Source organism: Xanthomonas albilineans (assembly GCF_002939705.1).
In the GTDB taxonomy this organism is placed as follows: Bacteria; Pseudomonadota; Gammaproteobacteria; order Xanthomonadales; family Xanthomonadaceae; genus Xanthomonas_A; species Xanthomonas_A albilineans.
This window is the reverse complement of record NZ_MDCB01000002.1, coordinates 79608-99178: the sequence shown is the minus strand read 5'-3', so window position 1 is coordinate 99178 and position 19571 is coordinate 79608. Positions and strand designations below refer to the sequence as shown.

Below are 19571 nucleotides of genomic sequence, written 5' to 3'. Positions count from 1 at the left end.
GGGGGAAGGCTGAATCGATGAAATAAAGAAAATCTGCGGCGTCGACGTGGCGCGTTACGCGTCCCTGGTGTCGCGTCCGGCATCGCGCACCAACGCGGCCATCACCGCCTTCTGCACATGCAGCCGATTTTCGGCCTCGTCGATGGCGATGCAATTGGGCGAGTCCATCACCGCGTCGGTGGCCTTGACGTTGCGGCGCAGCGGCAGGCAATGGGAAAACACACCGTTGTTGGTCAGCGCCATCTTGCGTTCGTCGACGATGAAGTGCTGATACTGGTCGCGAATCGGTTTCTCCGGCCCCCAGTTGCCGAAGAACGGCAAGGCGCCCCAGCTCTTGGCGTAGACCACGTCGGCACCGGCATAGGCGCTGTCGATGTCGTGGCTGATGGTCAGCGAACCACCGCTCTCGGCCACATTCTGCGCGGCCCAGCCCATGTAGCGTTCGTCGAGCAGGTAATCCGGCGTCGGGCACAGCAAGGTCACCTCCATGCCCAAACGGGTGGCGATGGTCAGTGCGGAATTGGCCACCGCCGTGTTCAGCGGCTTGGGATGGTAAGTCCAGGTCAGCACGTACTTCTTGCCGCGCAGGTCCTGGGTGCCGAAATGTTCCTGCAGTGCCAGCGCGTGGGCCAGCTCCTGGCAGGGATGGGTGATGGTTTCCATGTTGATCACCGGCACCGGCGAGTATTTGGCGAAGCTCTTGAGCACCTGATCCTCGCGGTCCTTGGCCCAGTCGACGAACTTCGGAAAGGCGCGCACGCCGATCAGGTCCACGTAGCGTCCGAGCACCCGCGCGACCTCGGCGATGTGCTCCTCGGTCTCGCCATCCATCACCGTGCCCAGATCGAACTCGATCGGCCAGGCATCCTTGCCCGGCTGCAACACCACCGCGTGCCCACCCAGCTGGAACGCCCCCAGCTCGAAGCTGGTGCGGGTACGCATGGAGGGATTGAAGAACACCAGCGCGATCGATCTGCCCTTGAGCTCGCTGCCAAGACGATTGCGCTTGAACAGCGCCGCCTGGGTCAGCAACGCATCCAGGTCGGGGCGGCTCCAGTCCTGGGTGTTCAAAAAGTGCTTCAGAGACATCGATCCATACCTTTGCTGCGGGGAACCACCGGAAATCGATGGCATGCGCGGGGCGCGCGATAGCTTCTTTACGGGTGAAACCTTTCCGGACAACGAAAACGAAAAAACCCAGCCTCTAGCTGGGTTTTCAGAACGAGCACAACGACGCTCCGGTTACCCAGCCAAAATGTGGGATTCCGGTCGACGCGCACGCGAGGCCATGCCAGAGGCAAGACGAGCGGCACTGAGGGCATGCTGGAGCAGGTTCGCTTTCACTGGCGCGCATCGTCGCACGCGCGCGACGCAGGCGCAAGCCGGGCTCATCGCGGCGGCACCACTACCGCGTCCGGGACGTAGGGCACCACCGACACGCGGATGCGCAGGCGGTTGCCCGGATCTTCCGGCAGGCGCGAACGATACTTGGTGCCCTTATAGACATAATCCACGTCGTAGGCGATCGGCCGACGGAACTCCCGACCGACTGTCACCGTCGTGCAATTGCGTCCGCTCGATGGCGCGGCCGCAGGCGCCGGAGCGACTGGGAGCTCCTCATGCCGGCGACTGAAGATATCCTTCACCGAATCCATCATCCTGCCGATCCGGCTATCGTCCTGAACGGGCTTCGGCAGCTCCGGCGCGGCCTCCATCGCCGGCACTGGGTCACACCGCTGTTCGGTGCGAGTGGCGCGCAAGGTCTGATAGACCGGCTCCACGTTAAGCACCTGCGCGTACTCCAGCCTGACGTTCTCGATCACCACCACCCGATTATGCTCCTCGTTGTCCTGCGCTGCGGACACCGACGCAGCGCAAACAAGCATGCCTAGCAGCGGCGACAACAACTTTGGACGCATTGGCAGCGGGCTTTGCGGTGGCAGACTGGTCAGTGTAGGCATTGCGGCTTGCGTCGGGCTGAATGCATGTCCAGGCCAGCATGACCCACCCAGTCCACAACTACTACCGGTAGAATCGAACAGCCTCTCCATGCCCGATGCCGATGCGCCTGCGCCTGTACAACAACCTGACTCGCCAGCTCGACGCCTTCGAACCGCTCGATCCGCATGCCGGCCCGACCTTCTACGTCTGCGGCCCGACCGTGTACAACTACGCGCACATCGGCAACGCGCGCGGCCCGGTGGTGTTCGACGTGCTGGCCAAGCTGCTGCGGCGACGGTACGGGCGGCTGCGCTACGCGCGCAACATCACCGATGTGGACGACAAGATCAATGCTGCCGCGCAGGCCCAGGGCGTGCCGATCAGCGCAATCACCGACCGCTTCGCCGCCATCTACCGGCAGGACATGGCCGCGCTGGGCGTCGCCCCGCCGGACATCGAGCCGCAGGCGACCACCCACATCCCGCAGATCGTGGCGATGATCCAGCGGCTGATCGACAACGGCCACGCCTACCCCGCCGAGGGTCACGTGTTGTTCGCGGTGGCCAGCTTCGCCGACTACGGCAAACTCTCGCGGCGCGACCCGGAAGAACTGTTGGCCGGCGCCCGCGTCGACGTGGCGCCGTACAAACGCGACCCGGGCGACTTCGTCCTGTGGAAGCCCTCCAGCGACGACCTGCCCGGCTGGGACTCGCCGTGGGGCCGTGGCCGCCCGGGTTGGCACATCGAATGCTCGGCGATGGCCGCCGCGCACCTGGGCGAGACCATCGACATCCATGCCGGCGGCGTGGACCTTCAGTTTCCGCACCACGAGAACGAAATCGCGCAGAGCCAGTGCGCCCACGGCGGCGCCACCTTTGCCCGCTTCTGGCTGCACAACGGCATGCTCACCTTCAGCGGCGCCAAAATGAGCAAGTCGCTGGGCAACATCGAAACGGTGCACGAGCTGATCGCCAAGCATCCGCCGGAAGCACTGCGCTACGCGCTGCTGAGCGCGCATTATCGACAACCGCTAGACTGGTCGGAGGCGCTGATCACGCAATCGAAGAACACGCTGGATCGGTTGTATGGGACGCTGCGCGATCTGTCCGACTATTCTGCCGAGCCGGATATCCCCGCCGAAGTGGACATCGCGCTCGACGATGACCTCAATACCCCAAAGGCGCTGGCCGAGCTTTCCGCACTCGCCTCGCGCGCCCGCACGCTCCTGTCCAAACCCGAGCACATTGGTCCAGCCGAACACGCCGAGCTTGCCCATGTAAAAGCCAACCTGCTCGGCGCCGGGCTCGCCCTGGGCCTGTTGCAACAAGATCCCAACGTCTGGTTCCAAGGCGCCGACAATGCCGACGATGCGTCCATCCAGGCCTTGATCGACGAACGCAGCGCAGCCAAACAACGTCGCGACTTCGCCCGTGCCGACGCCATCCGCCAACAACTCGCCGACACCGGCATCGTGCTCGAAGACACACCGCAAGGCATTCGCTGGAAGCGTGGCTGATCGGCATCTCGCGCTGCGCTCTATCCAGAACCTTATTGTATTACCCGTGACCGACACCGACTTCCCGCTCGAACCCACACCCACCGCCGCCCAGGCCGCCATCGCTGAGGAATTCGGTTTCTTCGGCGACTGGTCCGAGCGTTACCAATACCTCATCGATCTGGGGCGCAAGTTGCCCGCCTTTCCCGAGGTATGGAAGACCGAAGAACATCGCCTGCACGGCTGCCAGTCGATGGTGTGGATCGTGCCCGAAGGCAATACCCAACGCTTGGTGTTCCATGCCATCAGCGATTCGGCCATCGTCTCCGGGCTGATCTACCTGGTACTGCGGATTTACTCCGGACGCAGCGCCGCCGACATCCTGGCCACGACGCCGGACTTCGTCGCCGCCATCGGCCTGGGCAAGCATCTCTCGCCGACCCGCAGCAACGGCCTGGCCGCCCTGCTGGCCTTCATCCAGGACACCGCCCGCGCGCAACAGACATGAGCGCACCGCTGCCCACGCCGCATACGCTGCGCACCCTGCTGGCGCATCCCGGCTTTGCCCTGGTGCTGGCCTATCGCATCTGCACCATGCTGTCCTACCAGATCGTCGCCGTCACGGTCGGCTGGCACATCTACGAGATCACCCATAATACGTTCTCGCTGGGGCTGATCGGGTTGGCCGAAATCCTGCCGTTCTTCTGCATCGCCCCATTCGCCGGCTATCTGGTTGATCACCTGCCGCGACGCCGGCTGGGCATGCTCTCCTGCCTGGGCCTGATCGCCACCGCCGGCGTGCTGACCGCCGTGAGCCGCGACTGGCTGCCCGTGCACGGGGTGTGGCCGATCTACGCGGCGATCGCGCTGACCGGCGCAGCGCGCGCGTTCCTGACACCGGTCTACAACGCGTTGTTCGCGCATGCGCTGCCGCGCGCAGCGTATGCGCGCGGCGCCGGGGTCGGCAGCGTCGCGTTCCAGGCCGGCATGGTGATCGGGCCGGCGCTGGGTGGCGTACTGGTCGGCTGGGGCGGCAAAAGCCTGGCCTACGGCACCGCCATGGGCGCGGCCACCCTGTCACTGCTGGCGCTGTGGTTGTTGCGCGTCGCCGAGCCGATCCATGACGGCCCACGCGCACCGATCTTCCGCAGCATCGCCGAAGGCGCGCAATTCGTGTTTTCCAATCAGATCATGCTCGGCGCAATGGCCCTGGACATGTTCTCGGTCCTGCTGGGCGGCGCGGTGTCGATGCTGCCGGCCTTCATCCACGACATTCTGCACCATGGCCCCACCGGCCTGGGCATCCTGCGCGGCGCGCCAGCGCTGGGCTCAATCCTGATCGGCGTGTGGCTGGCGCGGCATCCATTGCAGCGCAATGCCGGACGCGTGCTGCTGCTGGCAGTGGCCGGCTTTGGCCTGTGCACCATCGCCTTCGGCCTGTCGCGGCACTTCTGGCTGTCGGCTGCGATCCTGCTGGTCTACGGCATGTGCGATGGGGTTTCAGTGATCGTGCGCTCGACCATCCTGCAACTGGTCACGCCAGATACGATGCGTGGCCGGGTGTCGTCGATCAGTGGCATTTTCATCGGTTCGTCGAACGAGCTTGGCGCCTTCTACGACGGAATCATGGCCCGGCTGATCCACTTGGTGCCGGCGGTGGTCCTGGGAGGCTGCATCACCCTAGGCGTGGTCGGCATCACCGCCTGGAAGGCGCCGAAGCTGCGCAGGTTGGATCTGCGCGACCTGCAGTAGCCCATCGCGTGCGCCGCCGCGCTCAACGCGCGACGGAAGATGGCTGCGCAATGTACTGGCTCCACGCATGTGCGCAATCGGGCACACCGTGCGCTTGCACCAACCCTCCCCGAGTGACCAGAAACCGGCACGTCGCCACGAACACCGCCGACACCGCTCTGGAACGGATCGGCGAAGCCAGCACATGGTCGTCCGCCGTCGGAAAATTCACCGCCTGGCGCAGCGCAGGCGGCGTCCCCAACTGTTTGAACATCGCCTGCATGGCCGCTACCGACACTGCCTTGTCCTGGCGTTGCGCGTCGCGGTAGTAATACCCTAGGAACACCGGCACGTGGATCCGGGCGTAGGTCGCCGGCTGCATGCCGCCGCGGGTGAGCGCGGCCAGCGCGCGATAGCCATCCAGATGCGTCGCATCGGCCCAGTACGCGTTCTCGACCGGATGGCGCAGGATCGGATCGCCGCCGTTGCGCATCCACACCAACACCTGTGCTCCCCATGGCCACAGCATCGGTTGCAATTGCGCGTCGCGTTCGCGCACCAACGGCGACCACAGCACCAAGGCCTGCACTTGGCGCGGATTCGCGGCCACCGCTTGCACCGCCAGGGCGCCCCCCATCGAATTGCCGATCACCACCACCCGCTCGCCCAGCACCCGCGTCACCGCCAGCGCCTCGGCGGCCCCGACGAGCAGGCCACCGGCATCGACACCACGCAACGCATCGGCCGCAACCAGCCCATGCCCCGGCAGCCGCGGCAGATATAGATTGCAACCGAAGCTGCGCGCCAGACGCACATGCGTGGGTGCCCCTTCGCCTTGGCTGGCGGTGAAACCATGCAGATAGACCATCGCACAGCCACGCCGCCCCGGATGCGCCGGGTCGGCCCAGACGATGCGCGCCTGATTGTCCGGACGCAGCCCTGGCGTGGCGCGTTCGCGCGCATCGATCCACGCCTGCAGCGCAAGCGGATCCTGCGGCACCGCCGGTGCCACAACCTGGGGCAAGACCACACTGACCCGCGGGCCCAGCGCAACGATCGCCAGCAGCAATAGCACGCTGGACAACAGCCAGCGCCATTTGCCACGGCAGCGCGGTTGCTGCCGCGCCGTCGCCCGTTCGACGACATCACTCATTAACTTCAACTTCCCCACTGCACACCAACCATCACGATGACGATCAAACAGAAACGACCATTGGATAGCATGAACGCGCAACGATGACATGACGATGCCGCCATCCGCTCAGCATGCGGTACCGGCATGACAAGGGCATGTACGACGTGGGCAGCGCATGCCGCATCGCATCTGGCATCCACCATGCCCGTGCGCCGAGGCACTGATTTTCGCAAGGTCATGTGCGCCCCCCTCTCCACAGGGGTATGTCTGCATACCCACCCACACCCATGGCGCGATTTGTAGACAAAAGAATCACCATGCCAAATGGGAAAGGCTGACGAAACCATCACTATGCGATCCTGATACGCTAGAAAGTAGCGGCGCCTTGGATGCAAGGCAACAGTGTCATCGCATGTGGAGTTTCCCGTGCGACATTTGAATGGACGACGTCGAAATGGAACATTCGCTTTTCCGACGCGAGGTGTCGGACACCCCCAGTCAGGCATGGCTAGGCACTGTAAGACTGGCAACCCCACTCTCCACCCAGGTCTGGACCCTCGTCGCACTCGGCATTGTCACTGCCATCCTGGTGTGGTTGTGCTTCGGTCACTACACACAGCGCGTCCACGTGACCGGCCTGCTGGTGCCACGCGCCGGCCTCATCAGCCTGACCGCCAATACGCTCGGCGTGGTCGATCACGTCGATATCACCGAAGGCGAACGCGTAGAGGCAGGGCAGAGCCTGGTCTCGCTGTCCGGCGAACACACCAGCAAAGCGCTCGGCAACACCTCGGCGAGCATCAGCACACAACTGCAACGGCAAGCTAGCAGCCTGCGCCAGGACATGGGCGACGCCGTCGAACTGCAAAACAAGCAGGCCGAGGACAACCGCATGCAGCAGACAGCGCTGAAAGAACAGCTCAAACAGATCGATGCGCAAATCACCATCGAAAAGAAGCAGATGGCGCTCGTCCAGGAACTGGTGAACAAATGGTCCGGCCTGGTCGCCGGCGGTTACATCCCCGCCATCCAGGTCGAACAGGAACAATCGGCTCTGCTCGCCGACGAATCCCAATTGCGATCGCTGCAACAACAGCGCACCAGTACCCGCCAACAACTGAGTGTCCTCAGCGATCAACTGGCCCAACTCCCATTATCGGTGTCGGCCAAACTCAACGAACTGCGCCGGCAACTCGCCCAGGTCGAGCAAACGCTGGCGCAGAACGAAGCCACACGCGCCAGCGAACTCCGCGCGCCGGCCAGCGGCACCATTTCCTCGCTACTGGTCAAGGCCGGCGCCTCGGTCGCACTGGGCCAGCCCTTGCTCGCCATCGTACCGGACGACTCATCCCTGCAAGCGCAGATTCTGGTTCCTAGCCAAGCAGTCGGCTTTGTGCATATTGGTACTGAAGTCACCATGCACTACCAAGCGTTCCCATATCAGAAGTTCGGCCTGTAGCATGGCGTGGTCCGCAGCGTCTCGCGCAGTGCACTGACTCCTGGCGAGGTCACGGTGCTGCTGGGCGGCGGCACGTCTGCGTCCTCGGATCCGCTCTACGTAGCACAGGTGGAGTTGGCGGACCAATCCGTGCAGGCATACGGGCGCAAGGAGCCGTTACGCCCTGGCATGGTGCTGGACGCGGACATGTTGCTGGATCGCCGACGAATCGTCGAATGGATCTTCGAGCCTCTGTACGGCATCGGTCGCCGCTGGAGCGGCGGCGCATGAGCCAGTCGCCGATCGAGCATCCGCCGGAAACCTTCGATCTGCGCGAAGACCACAGCGGAAGACTGCGTTTCTGGCAGGCGCGCAGCTTGCCGAATATCTTGCAATCGGAAACAGCCGAGTGCGGACTGGCCTGCATCGCCATGATCGCCAGCCACCATGGTCACCACACCGATCTGCCCGCACTACGGCGGCGCTTCAGCCTGTCTCTGAAGGGCATGAACGCGCGACGTCTGATCGAGGTCGCACACGTACTCGGACTGCAATGCCGGCCACTGCGCCTGGACATGGAAGAGCTCGGCCAACTGCAGACGCCCTGCGTGCTGCACTGGGACCTGGACCACTTCGTCGTGCTGCGCAGCGTCGGCAAGCACAAGGCGGTCGTGCACGATCCGGCAGTGGGCGTGCGCAGCCTGAGCCTGGTCGAGATCGGTCGACATTTCACCGGCGTCGCCATCGAATTCTCCAAAGGACCCAGCTTCCAACGCCAGCGCGAGACACCCCCTATCTCGTTGCGCGCGCTCGCCGGCTCGGTTCGCGGCCTCGGCCGTGGGCTGACGCAGATCTTCGGCCTGGCGCTGGTGCTGGAGATATTCGCCCTGCTCGCACCGCTGTTCATGCAACTCGTGGTGGATCAGGTCATCGCCGATGGCGACCACGACCTGCTGACCTTCCTCGGCTTGAGCTTCGCCCTGCTGATCGTGCTCGAGACGCTGGTGTCGGCCCTGCGCAGTTGGACCGTGATGTGGCTCAGCACGCACTTCAACCTCGGCTGGACCGGCAACGTGTTCCAGCACCTGATGCGCCTGCCGCAATCCTACTTCGGCGCACGCCATCTCGGCGACATCGTCTCGCGCTTCGGCGCGATCGACACGATCCAGCAGACCCTGACCACCCGCTTCGTCGAAATCCTGCTCGATGGCCTGCTGGCCAGCATCACCCTGGTCGTGCTGTTCGCCTACAGCCCACTGCTGTCGGTCATCGTGCTCGGTGCGGTGGCGCTCTACGCGGCGCTGCGAGTGCTGTACTTCCGTATCTACCGCGAGGCCAACCTCAGTCAGATCACCGTCACCGCCAGGCAGCACAGCCGATTTCTGGAAGCGGTACGCGGCGTGCAGACGATCCACCTGCACAATCAGGAAGCCGAGCAGACCGCGCGCTATCTCAACGCGGCAACGGACACGCTCAACACCTCGATCGCCGTGCAGCGCCTGGACATGCTGTTCACCGCGCTGCAGAACCTGGCGACCGGCGCGCAGCGCCTGGGCGTGCTGTGGCTGGGCGCGTGGCTGGGGCTGAAAGGCCAGTTCACCGTCGGCATGCTGACCGCCTTCGTCGCCTACGGTGACCAATTCAGTAGCCGCGTCGCCAGTCTGGTCGATTATGTGATCGAACTGCGCATGCTGCGCCTGCAAGCCGAGCGGCTGGCCGATATCGTGCTGACACCCCCCGAAGCGCACGCCATCAGCGCGCATGCCGGCCCGCTGCCGGAACCTGGCGTCGCCTTCCACAAAGTCAGCTTCCGCTACGCCGAGGGTGAACCGTGGATCCTGCGCGAGTGCAGTTTCGGGGTGCATCCGGGGGAATCGGTCGCCATCGTCGGTCCATCGGGCTGCGGCAAGAGCACGCTGGTCCGGCTGCTGCTTGGCCTGCTCGATCCGCAGCACGGCACCATCGAGATCGGCGGCATCGATCTGCGCCGGCTCGGCAAATCGCGCTATCGCGCGATGACCGCCAGCGTGATGCAGGACGACCACCTGTTCAGCGGCTCGATCGCCGAGAACATCAGCCTGTTCGACGCGCTCGCCACGCCTGCGCAAATCGAGGACGCCGCGCGCCTGGCCGGCATACACGAGGACATCATGGCCATGCCGATGGGCTATCACAGCCTGGTGGGCGACATGGGATCTTCTCTATCCGGCGGCCAGCAACAGCGCTTGTTCTTGGCCCGCGCGCTGTACCGGCACCCACAGATCCTGGTGCTCGACGAGGCCACCAGCCATCTCGATGTCGCCCTGGAACGCGAGCTCAACCAGGCGATCCAGGCGCTGAACATCACCCGCATCGTCATCGCCCACCGACCCGAGACGATCGCCCACGCCGATCGCGTCATCGAACTGTGCGAGGGAGCGCTGCGCACGCGCCAGCCATCCGAGCACACGACTCCCGTTCCCGCCACGTCCTAGTCCACTGCCGGCGCAACCGCGCCGTGTCCCATCCCGTTCTTCCATCGTGAGGTCGCCATCGTGTCAGCGTCGGAAGCATCATCCCTCCAGGTCGTCAACAATTTCGTCGAAGTACAGCATCTGCCGGCACTGATACGCGGCCGCGGCGGCTGGTCCTACGGCATCTATCCGGGGCTGCTCGGAGAGGTCGCGCCGTCCTGGCACCTCCATCTGTGTGGCAGCCGCAAGCCGTACGAGCGCGCCATTCACGACGACGTGCTCGCCGCGACGCCGGGACTGGAACCGCTGCACGAGATCTGGACGCAGATCAAGGAGGATCTGGCGCAGGACTACGGCCTGGTGCGCGCCTACGCCACCGGCCACACGCATGGACAGGAGGGGACGGCCCACCACTACGCCAAGCCATCGGACCAGGAACGCGTCGCCCTGCTCTACACCAGTGCCGAATGGAAAGACGATTGGGCCGGCGAAACCGTGTTCTACGACACCGCCCGCGAATGCATTTCCATCCGCCCGCGTCCCGGCCGACTGGTGCTATTCGACGGCACCGTCGTCCGCGCCTCGCGCGCTCCCACGCGTGAGTGCCCAACGCTGTGCTCGACCATCACCTTCCACATGCGGCGTCTGCGCCGCTGACGCCGCCGCAACCGCAACAGGAGCACGCATCATGATCCTCTCCCTGCACAACATGCTGGCCACAACAGCGCTGCTGCTCTGCGGCGCAACGCCCTGGGCCGCCTCGGCAACCGGGCTCGGCGGCGGACATGCCAACCTCGGCGAACAACTGCACATTCCCATCGCCGATCCCGACGGACACCCCTGGATCTTGCAAGGCCGCCTCTGCCATCCCGTGGGCGTCCACCGCCCGCGCGTGGTGGTGATCGCGCACGGCTCGCCGGCAAATGCCGCCGACCGGCCCGGCATGACCCTGGAAACCTGCGACGGCGAATCGGCGCGCTGGTTCTTGCAACGGCACTATGCGGTCGCCCTGGTACTGCGACTGGGCTACGGCGCGACCGGCGGTCCCTGGAGCGAGGGTTACGAGGGCTGCGAGCGCGCCGACTACGCCAAAGCGGGACTGGAAACCGCGCGCCAGCTCAAGACCATCGTGGCGTTCGTGACCGCCCTCCCCGGCAACAGCCCGAACGGCGCCATCGTGGTAGGGCAGTCGGCCGGCGGCTGGGGCACCCTGGCCTACAACAGCCTGCCACACCCCAATGTCAGCGCGTTCGTCAACATGGCCGGTGGCCGCGGCGGCCACTTCCACAACCTTCCGAACAGCAACTGCCATCCGGACAAACTGATCGAAGCAGCAGCCACGTTCGGCAAGAGCGCGAGCACGCCGATGCTGTGGATCTACACCGCCAACGACAGCTTCTTCGGCCCCCCATTGGCCGCCGCACTGCATCGCGCCTTCACCGAGGCCGGCGGTCGCGCAATGCTGGTGACGCCAGGCGCATACGGCGAAGACGGACACCATCTTTTCTTCGGTCACGGCGGTTCCGCCATTTGGGGACCTTCCGTGGAGCGCTACCTCGCATCGGTAGATACCAACGAATCCCAGTGACCCACCCTCCACCATCATTTCCACTCCCATGCAAGGCACACGATGACCATGCAATCACTCCGGGATCTCATCCAGACCATCGGCCTGCACACCAGTGCCGAGAACATCCACCTCATCACCAAGAAAGGCGGCACCTACGCCTGGCTGTTCGATCTGCGCCGTGTGTTCATGCAACGCGCGGCACTCGAGCAGATCGCCCAGGCCTTCTGGGAGCGCAATGCCGCGCGTGCACCGTTCCAGCTCGGCGGGCTGGAGACGGCCGCGATTCCATTACTCACCGCATTGCTGTTGACCGCGCCCAAGCAACACCGGCAGATCAACGGTTTCATCATTCGCAAGGACCGCAAGACGACCGGCATGGGCAATGCCATCGAAGGCGAGGTACTCGACCTGCCCGTCATCCTGGTCGACGACTCGCTCAATTCGGGCAACAGCGCAGAGAAGGCCCGCGCAGTGATCGCGATGGCCGGACACACGCTCAAGGAGATGTTCGTGGTGGTCGACTTCCTGTCCAAGGCCGGCATGCAGTGGCGCAACGCGCACGGGATCACCGTGCAATCGCTGTTCACGCTCAAGGACTTCAAGCTACCGCAAGAACAGAAGACCCCGCATCCCACCCAGGTGTATCGAGAGCTGTGGCGGACGGCGACACCGGGCGGCTTCGCCTACCACGTGGTCCCTAAATCCGCACCGCTCCTGGTCGGCGACAGGATTTTCCGCGGCTGCGACGCGGCCAAAATGCAGGCATTCTCGGCCGAGACCGGTGGACTGCTCTGGGAATACCCGGTGACCGGCGCGGCGTACACCAAGAAGGGCATCTGGTCGTGCCCGGCCTACCACGATGGGCGCCTGTACTTCGGTGCCTACAACGGCACCGTCTATTGCCTGGACGCAGCCAATGGCGAGGAGATCTGGACCCATCCGGACGGCGACTGGGTGGGTGCCTCCCCGCTGCTGGTGCCACGGCACAATCTGATGTACGTCGGGATCGAATACGTCCGCCCCTGGGCACAAGGCAGTCTCGCCGCCTACACCATGGACACCGGCGAAAAAGTCTGGGAACACCAGGTACAGAAGCTGCAACACGGCTCGCCGGGCTATTGGGAGGGGGGCGACCTGGTGATCTGGGGAAGCGCGGATCACGAGACCCTCGCCCTCGATGCAAAAACCGGACACATCGCCTGGCGTTTCAAGACCAGACGCTCGGTGAAATACGCGCCCGCCGTGGACGAACAACGCCGGTTGACCGCTTTCGCCTCGTTCGACAAATCGATCTATCTCCTGGATGTGGCCACCGGCGAGAAGCGCGGCGAATGGCAAACCGAGGAAATCTGCTACACCACGCCGCTATTTGCAGGAAACAAGCTATTTTGCGGATCGGGCGATCGCCACCTGTATGTGATCGACATCGACACGATGCAACTGATCAAGAAGATCAACCTGCGCTCGCGGGTGTACGCCTCGCCCAAGCGCATCGGCAATCGCGTGATCGTCGGCAGCAACGGCGGCCGCGTCGTCGAGATCGACATCGACACGCTCGAGACCGTGGGCATGCTGCAACTGCCGGACGCGGTCACCAACGGCGTCGCCGTCTCACCGGATGGCCAGCGCATCTACGTGTCCACCTACATGAATCATCTTTATGCGTTCGAGCGCCTGAGCGGCATGCAGAACCGAGACGCCCTCCCGGCCCTCGCTGCACCCTGACGCACGACGCGTGTCCGGGATTGGTTCGCGCGTGCAGCACTGGGCTGCACGCGCCGGATCAACCGAAGCGGGGACGGCCTTCCCCGCATACATGTCAAAGGATAAAAAGGATCAACATGAGAACGCTCGATATCATCGAAATCGATATGGTCGCAGGCGGCACACGTAAATCCATGGGCACCCACCCATTGTCCAGCTCGATCCACCACGCCAAGGCGCACAATAAAACGCATCACGCCAAGGCCAAGACCCATCATCATCACCAGATGGCGCTACACAAGTCCGCCGCTTCGCATATCACCTCAACCAGCGCGCTCGACGCGCAGCTCGACTCGGAAATCGCCGAAGGCGGTGGTGAAGGTGGTGAAGGTGGTGAAGGTGGTGAAGGTGGTGAAGGTGGTGAAGGTGGTGAAGGTGGTGAAGGTGGTGAAGGTGGTGAAGGCGGTGAAGGCGCTGACGGTGCTCAAGACACCAGCGGGGCCGGCACCAGCGACAAACCCGGCACGTCCGCCTCTGTCATCAAAACCATCAGGGGCCCCACGGTAACCTATACAGCGGCAGATGGCTCTACGAACGAAATCTGGGGCGCGCACCCGACGCGCGACAACAATCCGCTCAACATCCGCTCGGGCACCTTCGCGGACAACCATGGTTCGATCGGCAACGATGGCGGCTTCGCGATCTTCTCCAATCCTCAGGCTGGACGGGATGCTGCAATGGCCAACATGAACCGCCTCAACAATAATATGGGCGGCAACGCCACGCTAAGCCAGCTCATCACCACCTGGTCACCACCGGGCGAAAACAATACATCGCAAATGATCACCGATATCACCAACGGTTCGGGCCTGAACCCGTCCGATCACTGGGGGACATTGAACAGCGATCAGCAGAACGCGTTCATAAATGCTTACGGCAAAAGAGAAGGCTGGAAGCCCATAACGCACTAATTCAATTCAACCTGTGGCAAGGCCGGGAAAACTCCCAGCCTTGCCCACGCACAATCGACTCCCGGAGCTATCCCATGCACCACCGCTTCATTTCGTTGCTCGGCCTGCTCGCCTTCAGCATGGCCGTCAGGCAGGCCCACGCCACCGGCACCGACGGCGCTGCCTGCACGCACGCCCTGCACCAGGCCTTCGCCGCCTCGCCCAACGCGGCCATCCTGCCCGCTCCATGCAGACACATCGGCCCGGTCGCGCTTGGCATGCGCAAGGACGAGGTTCTCGCCGCGCTCGGCCAGCCGGACGCCACCCGCAGCGATGCCAAGCATCCGGACACGCTCCGCGTGATGTACCTGTACCCGCGCGATTTCAAAGCACGATTGGCGCAACATCCTCTTCCGCTCCAGATGCTCGGGTTCACTAGCCTAACCGTAAGCTTCCGCAACGACCGTGTCATCAATGTCGATATCTTCGTCTGTCTGAGCGTTCCCTTGCCTTTCGATCTGCTCGGCAAGCCAGTCGGCACTCATGTCGATCGCATCCTCCAGGCGATCGGTGGCAGTCCGCAATGGAACGCCAGCCGCGACTATATCCAGTTCTCGGCCATGCCACTGAGCTTGGAGGTGGATCCGGACACCTCGGCCATCGTCGGGTTAGACATCGCAGCCAACAAGGACGACCTGTACAACTTCGGCATGTTCAACTTAAATTTGCTCAAGGATCCCAAAAGCGGCCTGATCAACGGGGTACGTTGAATCTCGACGTCGTCCCTGCGCCGTGGTACGGGGCATGCTTGGCAGCGCAGCGCGAGACCCCGACAGCACAGACAGCATCGGCATCACCGGCGAAACATGCGCACGCGCCACAGCGAATGGCAGCAGACACAGCGACAGTGCGTGGCGCAAACGTCATCGCCACGCGTCACCTTGCCCGCCGCTGCATCAGCGGATCGCACGGTTTGGCGGCAGGCGCCCCCGCCGGATCGGCACGATCCACCAAAAACGCAAGGCCCCGCACGAGCGGGGCCTTGGCGACGCAGAAGAGGCGGGGATCAGTCGCCCTGCTGCTTCTGCAAATGCTCCCAGCGTTCCTGCGCATCGATCGTGCGCTCGGCGGTCAGGCGCGCTTCCAAGCGTTCCAGGCCAATTTCCTCGCCAGTGTCCACGCAGTAGCCGTAATCGCCCGCATCCAGGCGCTTGATCGTGCTGTCGATCTTGCCGATCAGCTTGCGGTAACGGTCGCGTGTACGCAGTTCCAGCGAGTTCTCGGTTCCGCGGGTTGCACGCTCGGCTTCGTCGCCGATGTCGCGGACCTCGTCGCGTAGGTTCTCGATGGTCTGCTTGGATTCCTCCACCAGATCGGCGCGCCAGCTGAGCAGGCGTTGACGGAAGTATTCCTGCTGCAACGCATTCATGTATTCCTCGTCCGCCGTCGGCTTGTAGCCTTTGGGCAGGATCGGGCGACCGGTCGCCTCGTCGGTCTTGTATTCGACCACTTTGTACTTGGCTGGCTTGGCCGGTGCGTTGGACTTATTCGCGGTCACGGCCACAGCGACCTTACCAGTGGGTCTGGTCACCGGCGGCTTCGGGGCGGGTTCGGATTTGGTGGGGGTTTTCGCGGAAGATTTCGAAACGGACACAGGATTCTTTTGTGGCGGGGCCGAAGACGTGACGGGCGCGGCAGCGACGGGCTTGGGAGCCGGTACCGGGGCAGGCGCGACAGACTTGGCCTGGACAGGCTTGGCCGCAGCCGGCTTGGATGCCGGCGTCGGTACGGAGGTGGACGGCGCAGGCGCGGCGACCGGTTTGGATTTGACGGCTGGTTGGGATTTGGCGACAGGCGCAACCGTCTTGGCAACAGGCTTCGCCGCCGACTTCACTACCGGCTTGGGGACAGGCGCAGACTTGCCGCCAGACTTGGCAACAGGTTTGACCGATTTTGTCGCCGGCTTTGCCGGCGTTTTCTTGACGGCTGCGGATTTGGCGGCCACCACGGCAGGCTTGCCCGCCGTTTTTTTGACCGCTGGTTTGCTGGCGGGCTGCTTCGCAGGCGCTGCCTTTGCCACTGGCTTGGCCGACGTTTTTTTCGACGGCTTGGCAGCAGCCACGCCCCCCGTCGCTTTCTTGGCGACAGGCTTGGCGGGCTTTTTGACGGCCTTAACGGCCTTCTTTGCAGGTTTTTTAGCAGCCACGAAACGCTTCCTTGATTCTTCCCGGGGCCCGGGAAAGCGGGCCTTTATAGCCTACCCTACCCTTAGCGGCAACAACGCAGCGTATACGCCGACCAACACCGCCTAGTCCAGCAGGTGGCATATCATGATGGCGTGATCGCCCGCGCCCTTATTGTCCTGCTGCGCTTGTACAAGCACTTCATCAGTCCGCTGCTGGGGCCGCGCTGCCGTTTCGTGCCCAGTTGCTCGGCCTACGCAATGACCGCTATCGCCCGTTATGGTGCGCTGCGTGGCGGCTGGATGGCCGTTTGCCGCGTCAGTCGCTGCCATCCCTTCCATCCCGGCGGGTTCGATCCGGTGCCAGACCCCACCACTCCCCCAACCTGCCGCTGCCGAGGAAAATCCTGATGTCCGCTTCCACACTCATCGTCAACGCGCGCCTGGTCAACGAAGGCCATGAAACCCAGGGCGACCTGCGCATCGCTGACGGCCGCATCGCCGCGATCGCCTCGCAACTGGGCGCACGCGAGGGCGAGACGGTGGTCGATGCCAAGGGGCGCTGGCTGCTACCCGGCATGATTGACGATCAGGTGCATTTCCGCGAACCCGGCCTGACCCACAAGGGCGACATCGCCAGCGAATCGGCGGCCGCGGTGGCCGGCGGCCTGACCAGCTTCATGGACATGCCCAATACCAATCCGCCGACCCTGGACGCGGCCGCCTTACAGGCCAAGTACGACGCCGCGCGCGGCCGCGCTTGGGGCAACTACGGCTTCTACCTGGGCGCCAGCAACGACAATCTGGCCGCGATACAAACGCTGGATCCGAAGACTGCGCCTGGCATCAAAGTGTTCATGGGCGCCTCCACCGGCAACATGCTGGTGGACGATCCGCGCACGCTGGATGCGATCTTCCGCGACGCGCCGACGCCGATCATCACCCACTGCGAGGACACCCCGACCATCGATGCAACCTTGACCACGTTCAAGCAGCAATATGGCGAAGCGCTGACCGCGCAGATGCATGCGGACATCCGCTCGCGCGAGGCCTGCCTGAAATCCTCCCAGCTAGCGGTATCACTGGCAAAGAAGCATGGCACCCGCCTACACGTGCTGCACATTTCCACTGCAGACGAACTGGCGCTGTTCGCGCCCGGCCCGATCCAGGGCAAGCGCATCACCGCCGAGACCTGCATCCACTTCCTGCGCTTCGACCGCACCGACTACGCCACGCTCGGCAACCTGATCAAGTGCAATCCGTCGATCAAGGACGCCAGCGACCGCGAGGCGCTGATCCGCGCACTGACCGAGGATGTGATCGACGTGCTCGCCACCGATCACGCCCCGCATACCTTGGAAGAAAAGAGCAAGCCGTATGCACAGGCACCGTCGGGGTTGCCGCTGGTGCAGTACGCGCTGGTCGCGGCGCTGGAACTGGTCCATGAAGGCAGGCTCAGCGCGGCACAGGTAGTGCACAAGTTCGCGCACGCGCCTGCGCTACTGTTCGACGTGCACGAACGCGGTTTCCTGCGCGAGGGTTACCACGCCGACCTGGTCCTGATCGACGACAACACCTTCACCGTGCGGCGCGAGGATGTACTATCCAAATGCGGCTGGTCGCCATTCGAGGGCCGCCGCTTCCGTTCGAAGATCGCCACAACCTGGGTCAACGGCGAGTTGGCCTGGGATGGGACGCGCTTGGTCGGCCATCCGAACGGGCAACGTCTGATCTTCGACCGATGATGTCCCGCCGCATCTTGCCGAGCCGCGCATGGTGGACGTTCGGCCTGCTGGTTGCTGCGATGGCCCTTCCATTATGGGCGCAGCCAGCAGCGGCCATCGGCACCGAAACACGCAGCGTATTCCCGCATAGCGCATCGCAAGGCGCGCTGGTGATCGGCAAGGTGCCGCCCGGCAGCCAAGTCAAATACGCTGGAAGAACGCTACGTGTCAGCGACGACGGCAGCGTGGTGTTCGGTATCGGCCGCGACGAACACGGGCCGCTGCAGATCGTGGTGCAACCTGGCGGCGGCACCAGCGAGACGATCGAGATCGCAGTGACAGCGCGAGACTGGCCGCTGGAATACGTCAACGGCGTTCCACCAAAGACCGTCAACCCGCCCGCGGCAATCGCCGAGCGAATCAAGCGCGAACAGGCCCAGGTCAGCGCCGCGCGCAACCGCGACGATCCGCATACCGACTTCGCCACGCCCTTCATCTGGCCAGTACAAGGCCGCATCAGTGGCCGCTTCGGCAATGCCCGCGTCTATAACGGTCAACCCGGCGCCGGCCACTCCGGGATGGATATCGCCGTGCCCACTGGCACCCCCGTCAAAGCACCAGCGGCTGGCGTGATCACCTTCGCCGCACCGGATATGTACTTGACCGGAGGCACCATACTGCTCGATCACGGCTACGGCGTCAGCTCCAATCTCCTGCATCTATCGCGGATCGACGTGAAAGTCGGCGACCGGATCGTTCAAGGCCAGATAATCGGCGCGACCGGCGCCACCGGACGCGTGACCGGACCGCATCTGCATTGGGGAATGAACTGGTTCGATGTCCGTATCGACCCGCTGCTGGTACTTGAACGCACGAAGTCACATTGACGGCCCCCACATTCATGGCGACACAGCAGCGGATTCGTCATCCAAGATGACAGCAATGCCAGCGCATCGATGCAATTCGATGGGCACAGATGCCGGCACGAGACACCGACGTCGATAAAGCGGCGACGTACGACACAGCACGCCAACTGGCGTACATGCATCAACATGCTACGAGTCTTCGCTTGTGATCGGACTCACGCCATTGATCATACTGGCGACAGCATAATCCCTCACTGATCGAGCCAGCACAATATTAAAAATATCTCCATTCCAATAATAACAATACGATGCAAGCATTCTTGCATGAATGGAATACGCATGACACATGCCAATGACAAAACTCGCGGCGACACAACCATCA

18 protein-coding genes are annotated in these 19571 nt (G+C 63.7%); 14 read left to right on the top strand and 4 right to left on the bottom strand.

Annotated elements, in window-relative coordinates:
* Window positions 1-54: 54 nt before the first annotated feature.
* Together XalbCFBP2523_RS01960 and XalbCFBP2523_RS01955 are read right to left on the bottom strand one after the other, a co-directional pair.
* Window positions 55-1089, bottom strand: a complete 1035-nt coding sequence (locus tag XalbCFBP2523_RS01960; protein ID WP_045765914.1) for an N-acetylornithine carbamoyltransferase — start codon at window positions 1087-1089, stop codon at window positions 55-57.
* 299 nt (window positions 1090-1388) lie between these two features.
* Window positions 1389-1919, bottom strand: coding sequence for a glycine zipper 2TM domain-containing protein (locus XalbCFBP2523_RS01955; protein WP_045758815.1), 531 nt, complete (start codon window positions 1917-1919; stop codon window positions 1389-1391).
* 143 nt (window positions 1920-2062) lie between these two features.
* Here XalbCFBP2523_RS01955 and cysS point away from each other — a divergent pair, with 143 nt between their 5' ends.
* Genes cysS through XalbCFBP2523_RS01940 form a run of 3 tightly spaced genes read left to right on the top strand, consistent with a single transcriptional unit; the run spans window position 2063 to window position 5188 of the window.
* Window positions 2063-3457: a cysteine--tRNA ligase gene (cysS, locus tag XalbCFBP2523_RS01950; protein WP_045766737.1), complete on the top strand. Its 1395-nt coding sequence runs from the start codon at window positions 2063-2065 to the stop codon at window positions 3455-3457.
* A gap of 46 nt (window positions 3458-3503) precedes the next feature.
* A complete protein-coding gene (locus XalbCFBP2523_RS01945; protein WP_045760799.1) occupies window positions 3504-3944 on the top strand; it encodes a SufE family protein in 441 nt (146 codons plus the stop codon).
* On the top strand, window positions 3941-5188 hold the full coding sequence (locus XalbCFBP2523_RS01940) for an MFS transporter (RefSeq protein WP_045765915.1): 1248 nt from the start codon (window positions 3941-3943) through the stop codon (window positions 5186-5188). Before XalbCFBP2523_RS01945 ends, XalbCFBP2523_RS01940 begins: the two co-directional genes overlap by 4 nt.
* 22 nt (window positions 5189-5210) lie before the next feature.
* Here the strand turns inward: XalbCFBP2523_RS01940 and XalbCFBP2523_RS01935 are convergent, their stop codons facing one another.
* Complete coding sequence (locus XalbCFBP2523_RS01935) at window positions 5211-6320, bottom strand: alpha/beta hydrolase (protein ID WP_045765916.1); 1110 nt, start codon at window positions 6318-6320, stop codon at window positions 5211-5213.
* Window positions 6321-6756: 436 nt separating this feature from the next.
* Here XalbCFBP2523_RS01935 and XalbCFBP2523_RS01930 point away from each other — a divergent pair, with 436 nt between their 5' ends.
* From XalbCFBP2523_RS01930 to XalbCFBP2523_RS01895, 8 genes are all read left to right on the top strand, one after another.
* Window positions 6757-7761 carry an HlyD family secretion protein gene (locus tag XalbCFBP2523_RS01930; RefSeq protein ID WP_080928205.1) on the top strand — a complete coding sequence of 335 codons (1005 nt, stop codon included), beginning with the start codon at window positions 6757-6759 and terminating at the stop codon, window positions 7759-7761.
* A 6-nt stretch (window positions 7762-7767) separates the two neighbouring features.
* Window positions 7768-8031, top strand: a complete 264-nt coding sequence (locus XalbCFBP2523_RS16995) for a hypothetical protein (protein WP_080928115.1) — start codon at window positions 7768-7770, stop codon at window positions 8029-8031.
* 86 nt (window positions 8032-8117) lie between these two features.
* Window positions 8118-10214, top strand: coding sequence for a peptidase domain-containing ABC transporter (locus XalbCFBP2523_RS01920; RefSeq protein ID WP_407071005.1), 2097 nt, complete (start codon window positions 8118-8120; stop codon window positions 10212-10214).
* Between the two features lie 60 nt (window positions 10215-10274).
* Complete coding sequence (locus XalbCFBP2523_RS01915) at window positions 10275-10850, top strand: 2OG-Fe(II) oxygenase (protein WP_045765918.1); 576 nt, start codon at window positions 10275-10277, stop codon at window positions 10848-10850.
* Window positions 10851-10881: 31 nt separating this feature from the next.
* Complete coding sequence (locus XalbCFBP2523_RS01910; protein ID WP_230599081.1) at window positions 10882-11781, top strand: dienelactone hydrolase family protein; 900 nt, start codon at window positions 10882-10884, stop codon at window positions 11779-11781.
* A gap of 48 nt (window positions 11782-11829) precedes the next feature.
* A complete protein-coding gene (locus XalbCFBP2523_RS01905; protein ID WP_230599083.1) occupies window positions 11830-13488 on the top strand; it encodes an outer membrane protein assembly factor BamB family protein in 1659 nt (552 codons plus the stop codon).
* A 116-nt stretch (window positions 13489-13604) separates the two neighbouring features.
* Window positions 13605-14438: a hypothetical protein gene (locus tag XalbCFBP2523_RS01900; protein WP_045765920.1), complete on the top strand. Its 834-nt coding sequence runs from the start codon at window positions 13605-13607 to the stop codon at window positions 14436-14438.
* A 74-nt stretch (window positions 14439-14512) separates the two neighbouring features.
* Window positions 14513-15187, top strand: coding sequence for a hypothetical protein (locus XalbCFBP2523_RS01895; RefSeq protein ID WP_012916397.1), 675 nt, complete (start codon window positions 14513-14515; stop codon window positions 15185-15187).
* Between the two features lie 296 nt (window positions 15188-15483).
* Here the strand turns inward: XalbCFBP2523_RS01895 and dksA are convergent, their stop codons facing one another.
* The gene (gene dksA, locus XalbCFBP2523_RS01890; protein ID WP_104629888.1) at window positions 15484-16623 is read right to left on the bottom strand and encodes an RNA polymerase-binding protein DksA; all 1140 of its coding nucleotides are present in this window, start codon (window positions 16621-16623) and stop codon (window positions 15484-15486) included.
* 114 nt (window positions 16624-16737) lie between these two features.
* On the opposite strand from dksA, the gene yidD reads away from it, so the two are divergent.
* The 3 genes from yidD to XalbCFBP2523_RS01875 are packed head-to-tail and all read left to right on the top strand — an operon-like array spanning window position 16738 to window position 19210.
* Window positions 16738-17010: a membrane protein insertion efficiency factor YidD gene (yidD, locus tag XalbCFBP2523_RS01885; RefSeq protein ID WP_080928117.1), complete on the top strand. Its 273-nt coding sequence runs from the start codon at window positions 16738-16740 to the stop codon at window positions 17008-17010.
* Complete coding sequence (locus XalbCFBP2523_RS01880) at window positions 17010-18344, top strand: dihydroorotase (protein WP_045765922.1); 1335 nt, start codon at window positions 17010-17012, stop codon at window positions 18342-18344. Before yidD ends, XalbCFBP2523_RS01880 begins: the two co-directional genes overlap by 1 nt.
* A gap of 59 nt (window positions 18345-18403) precedes the next feature.
* Complete coding sequence (locus tag XalbCFBP2523_RS01875; protein WP_045766740.1) at window positions 18404-19210, top strand: peptidoglycan DD-metalloendopeptidase family protein; 807 nt, start codon at window positions 18404-18406, stop codon at window positions 19208-19210.
* Window positions 19211-19571: the final 361 nt, after the last annotated feature.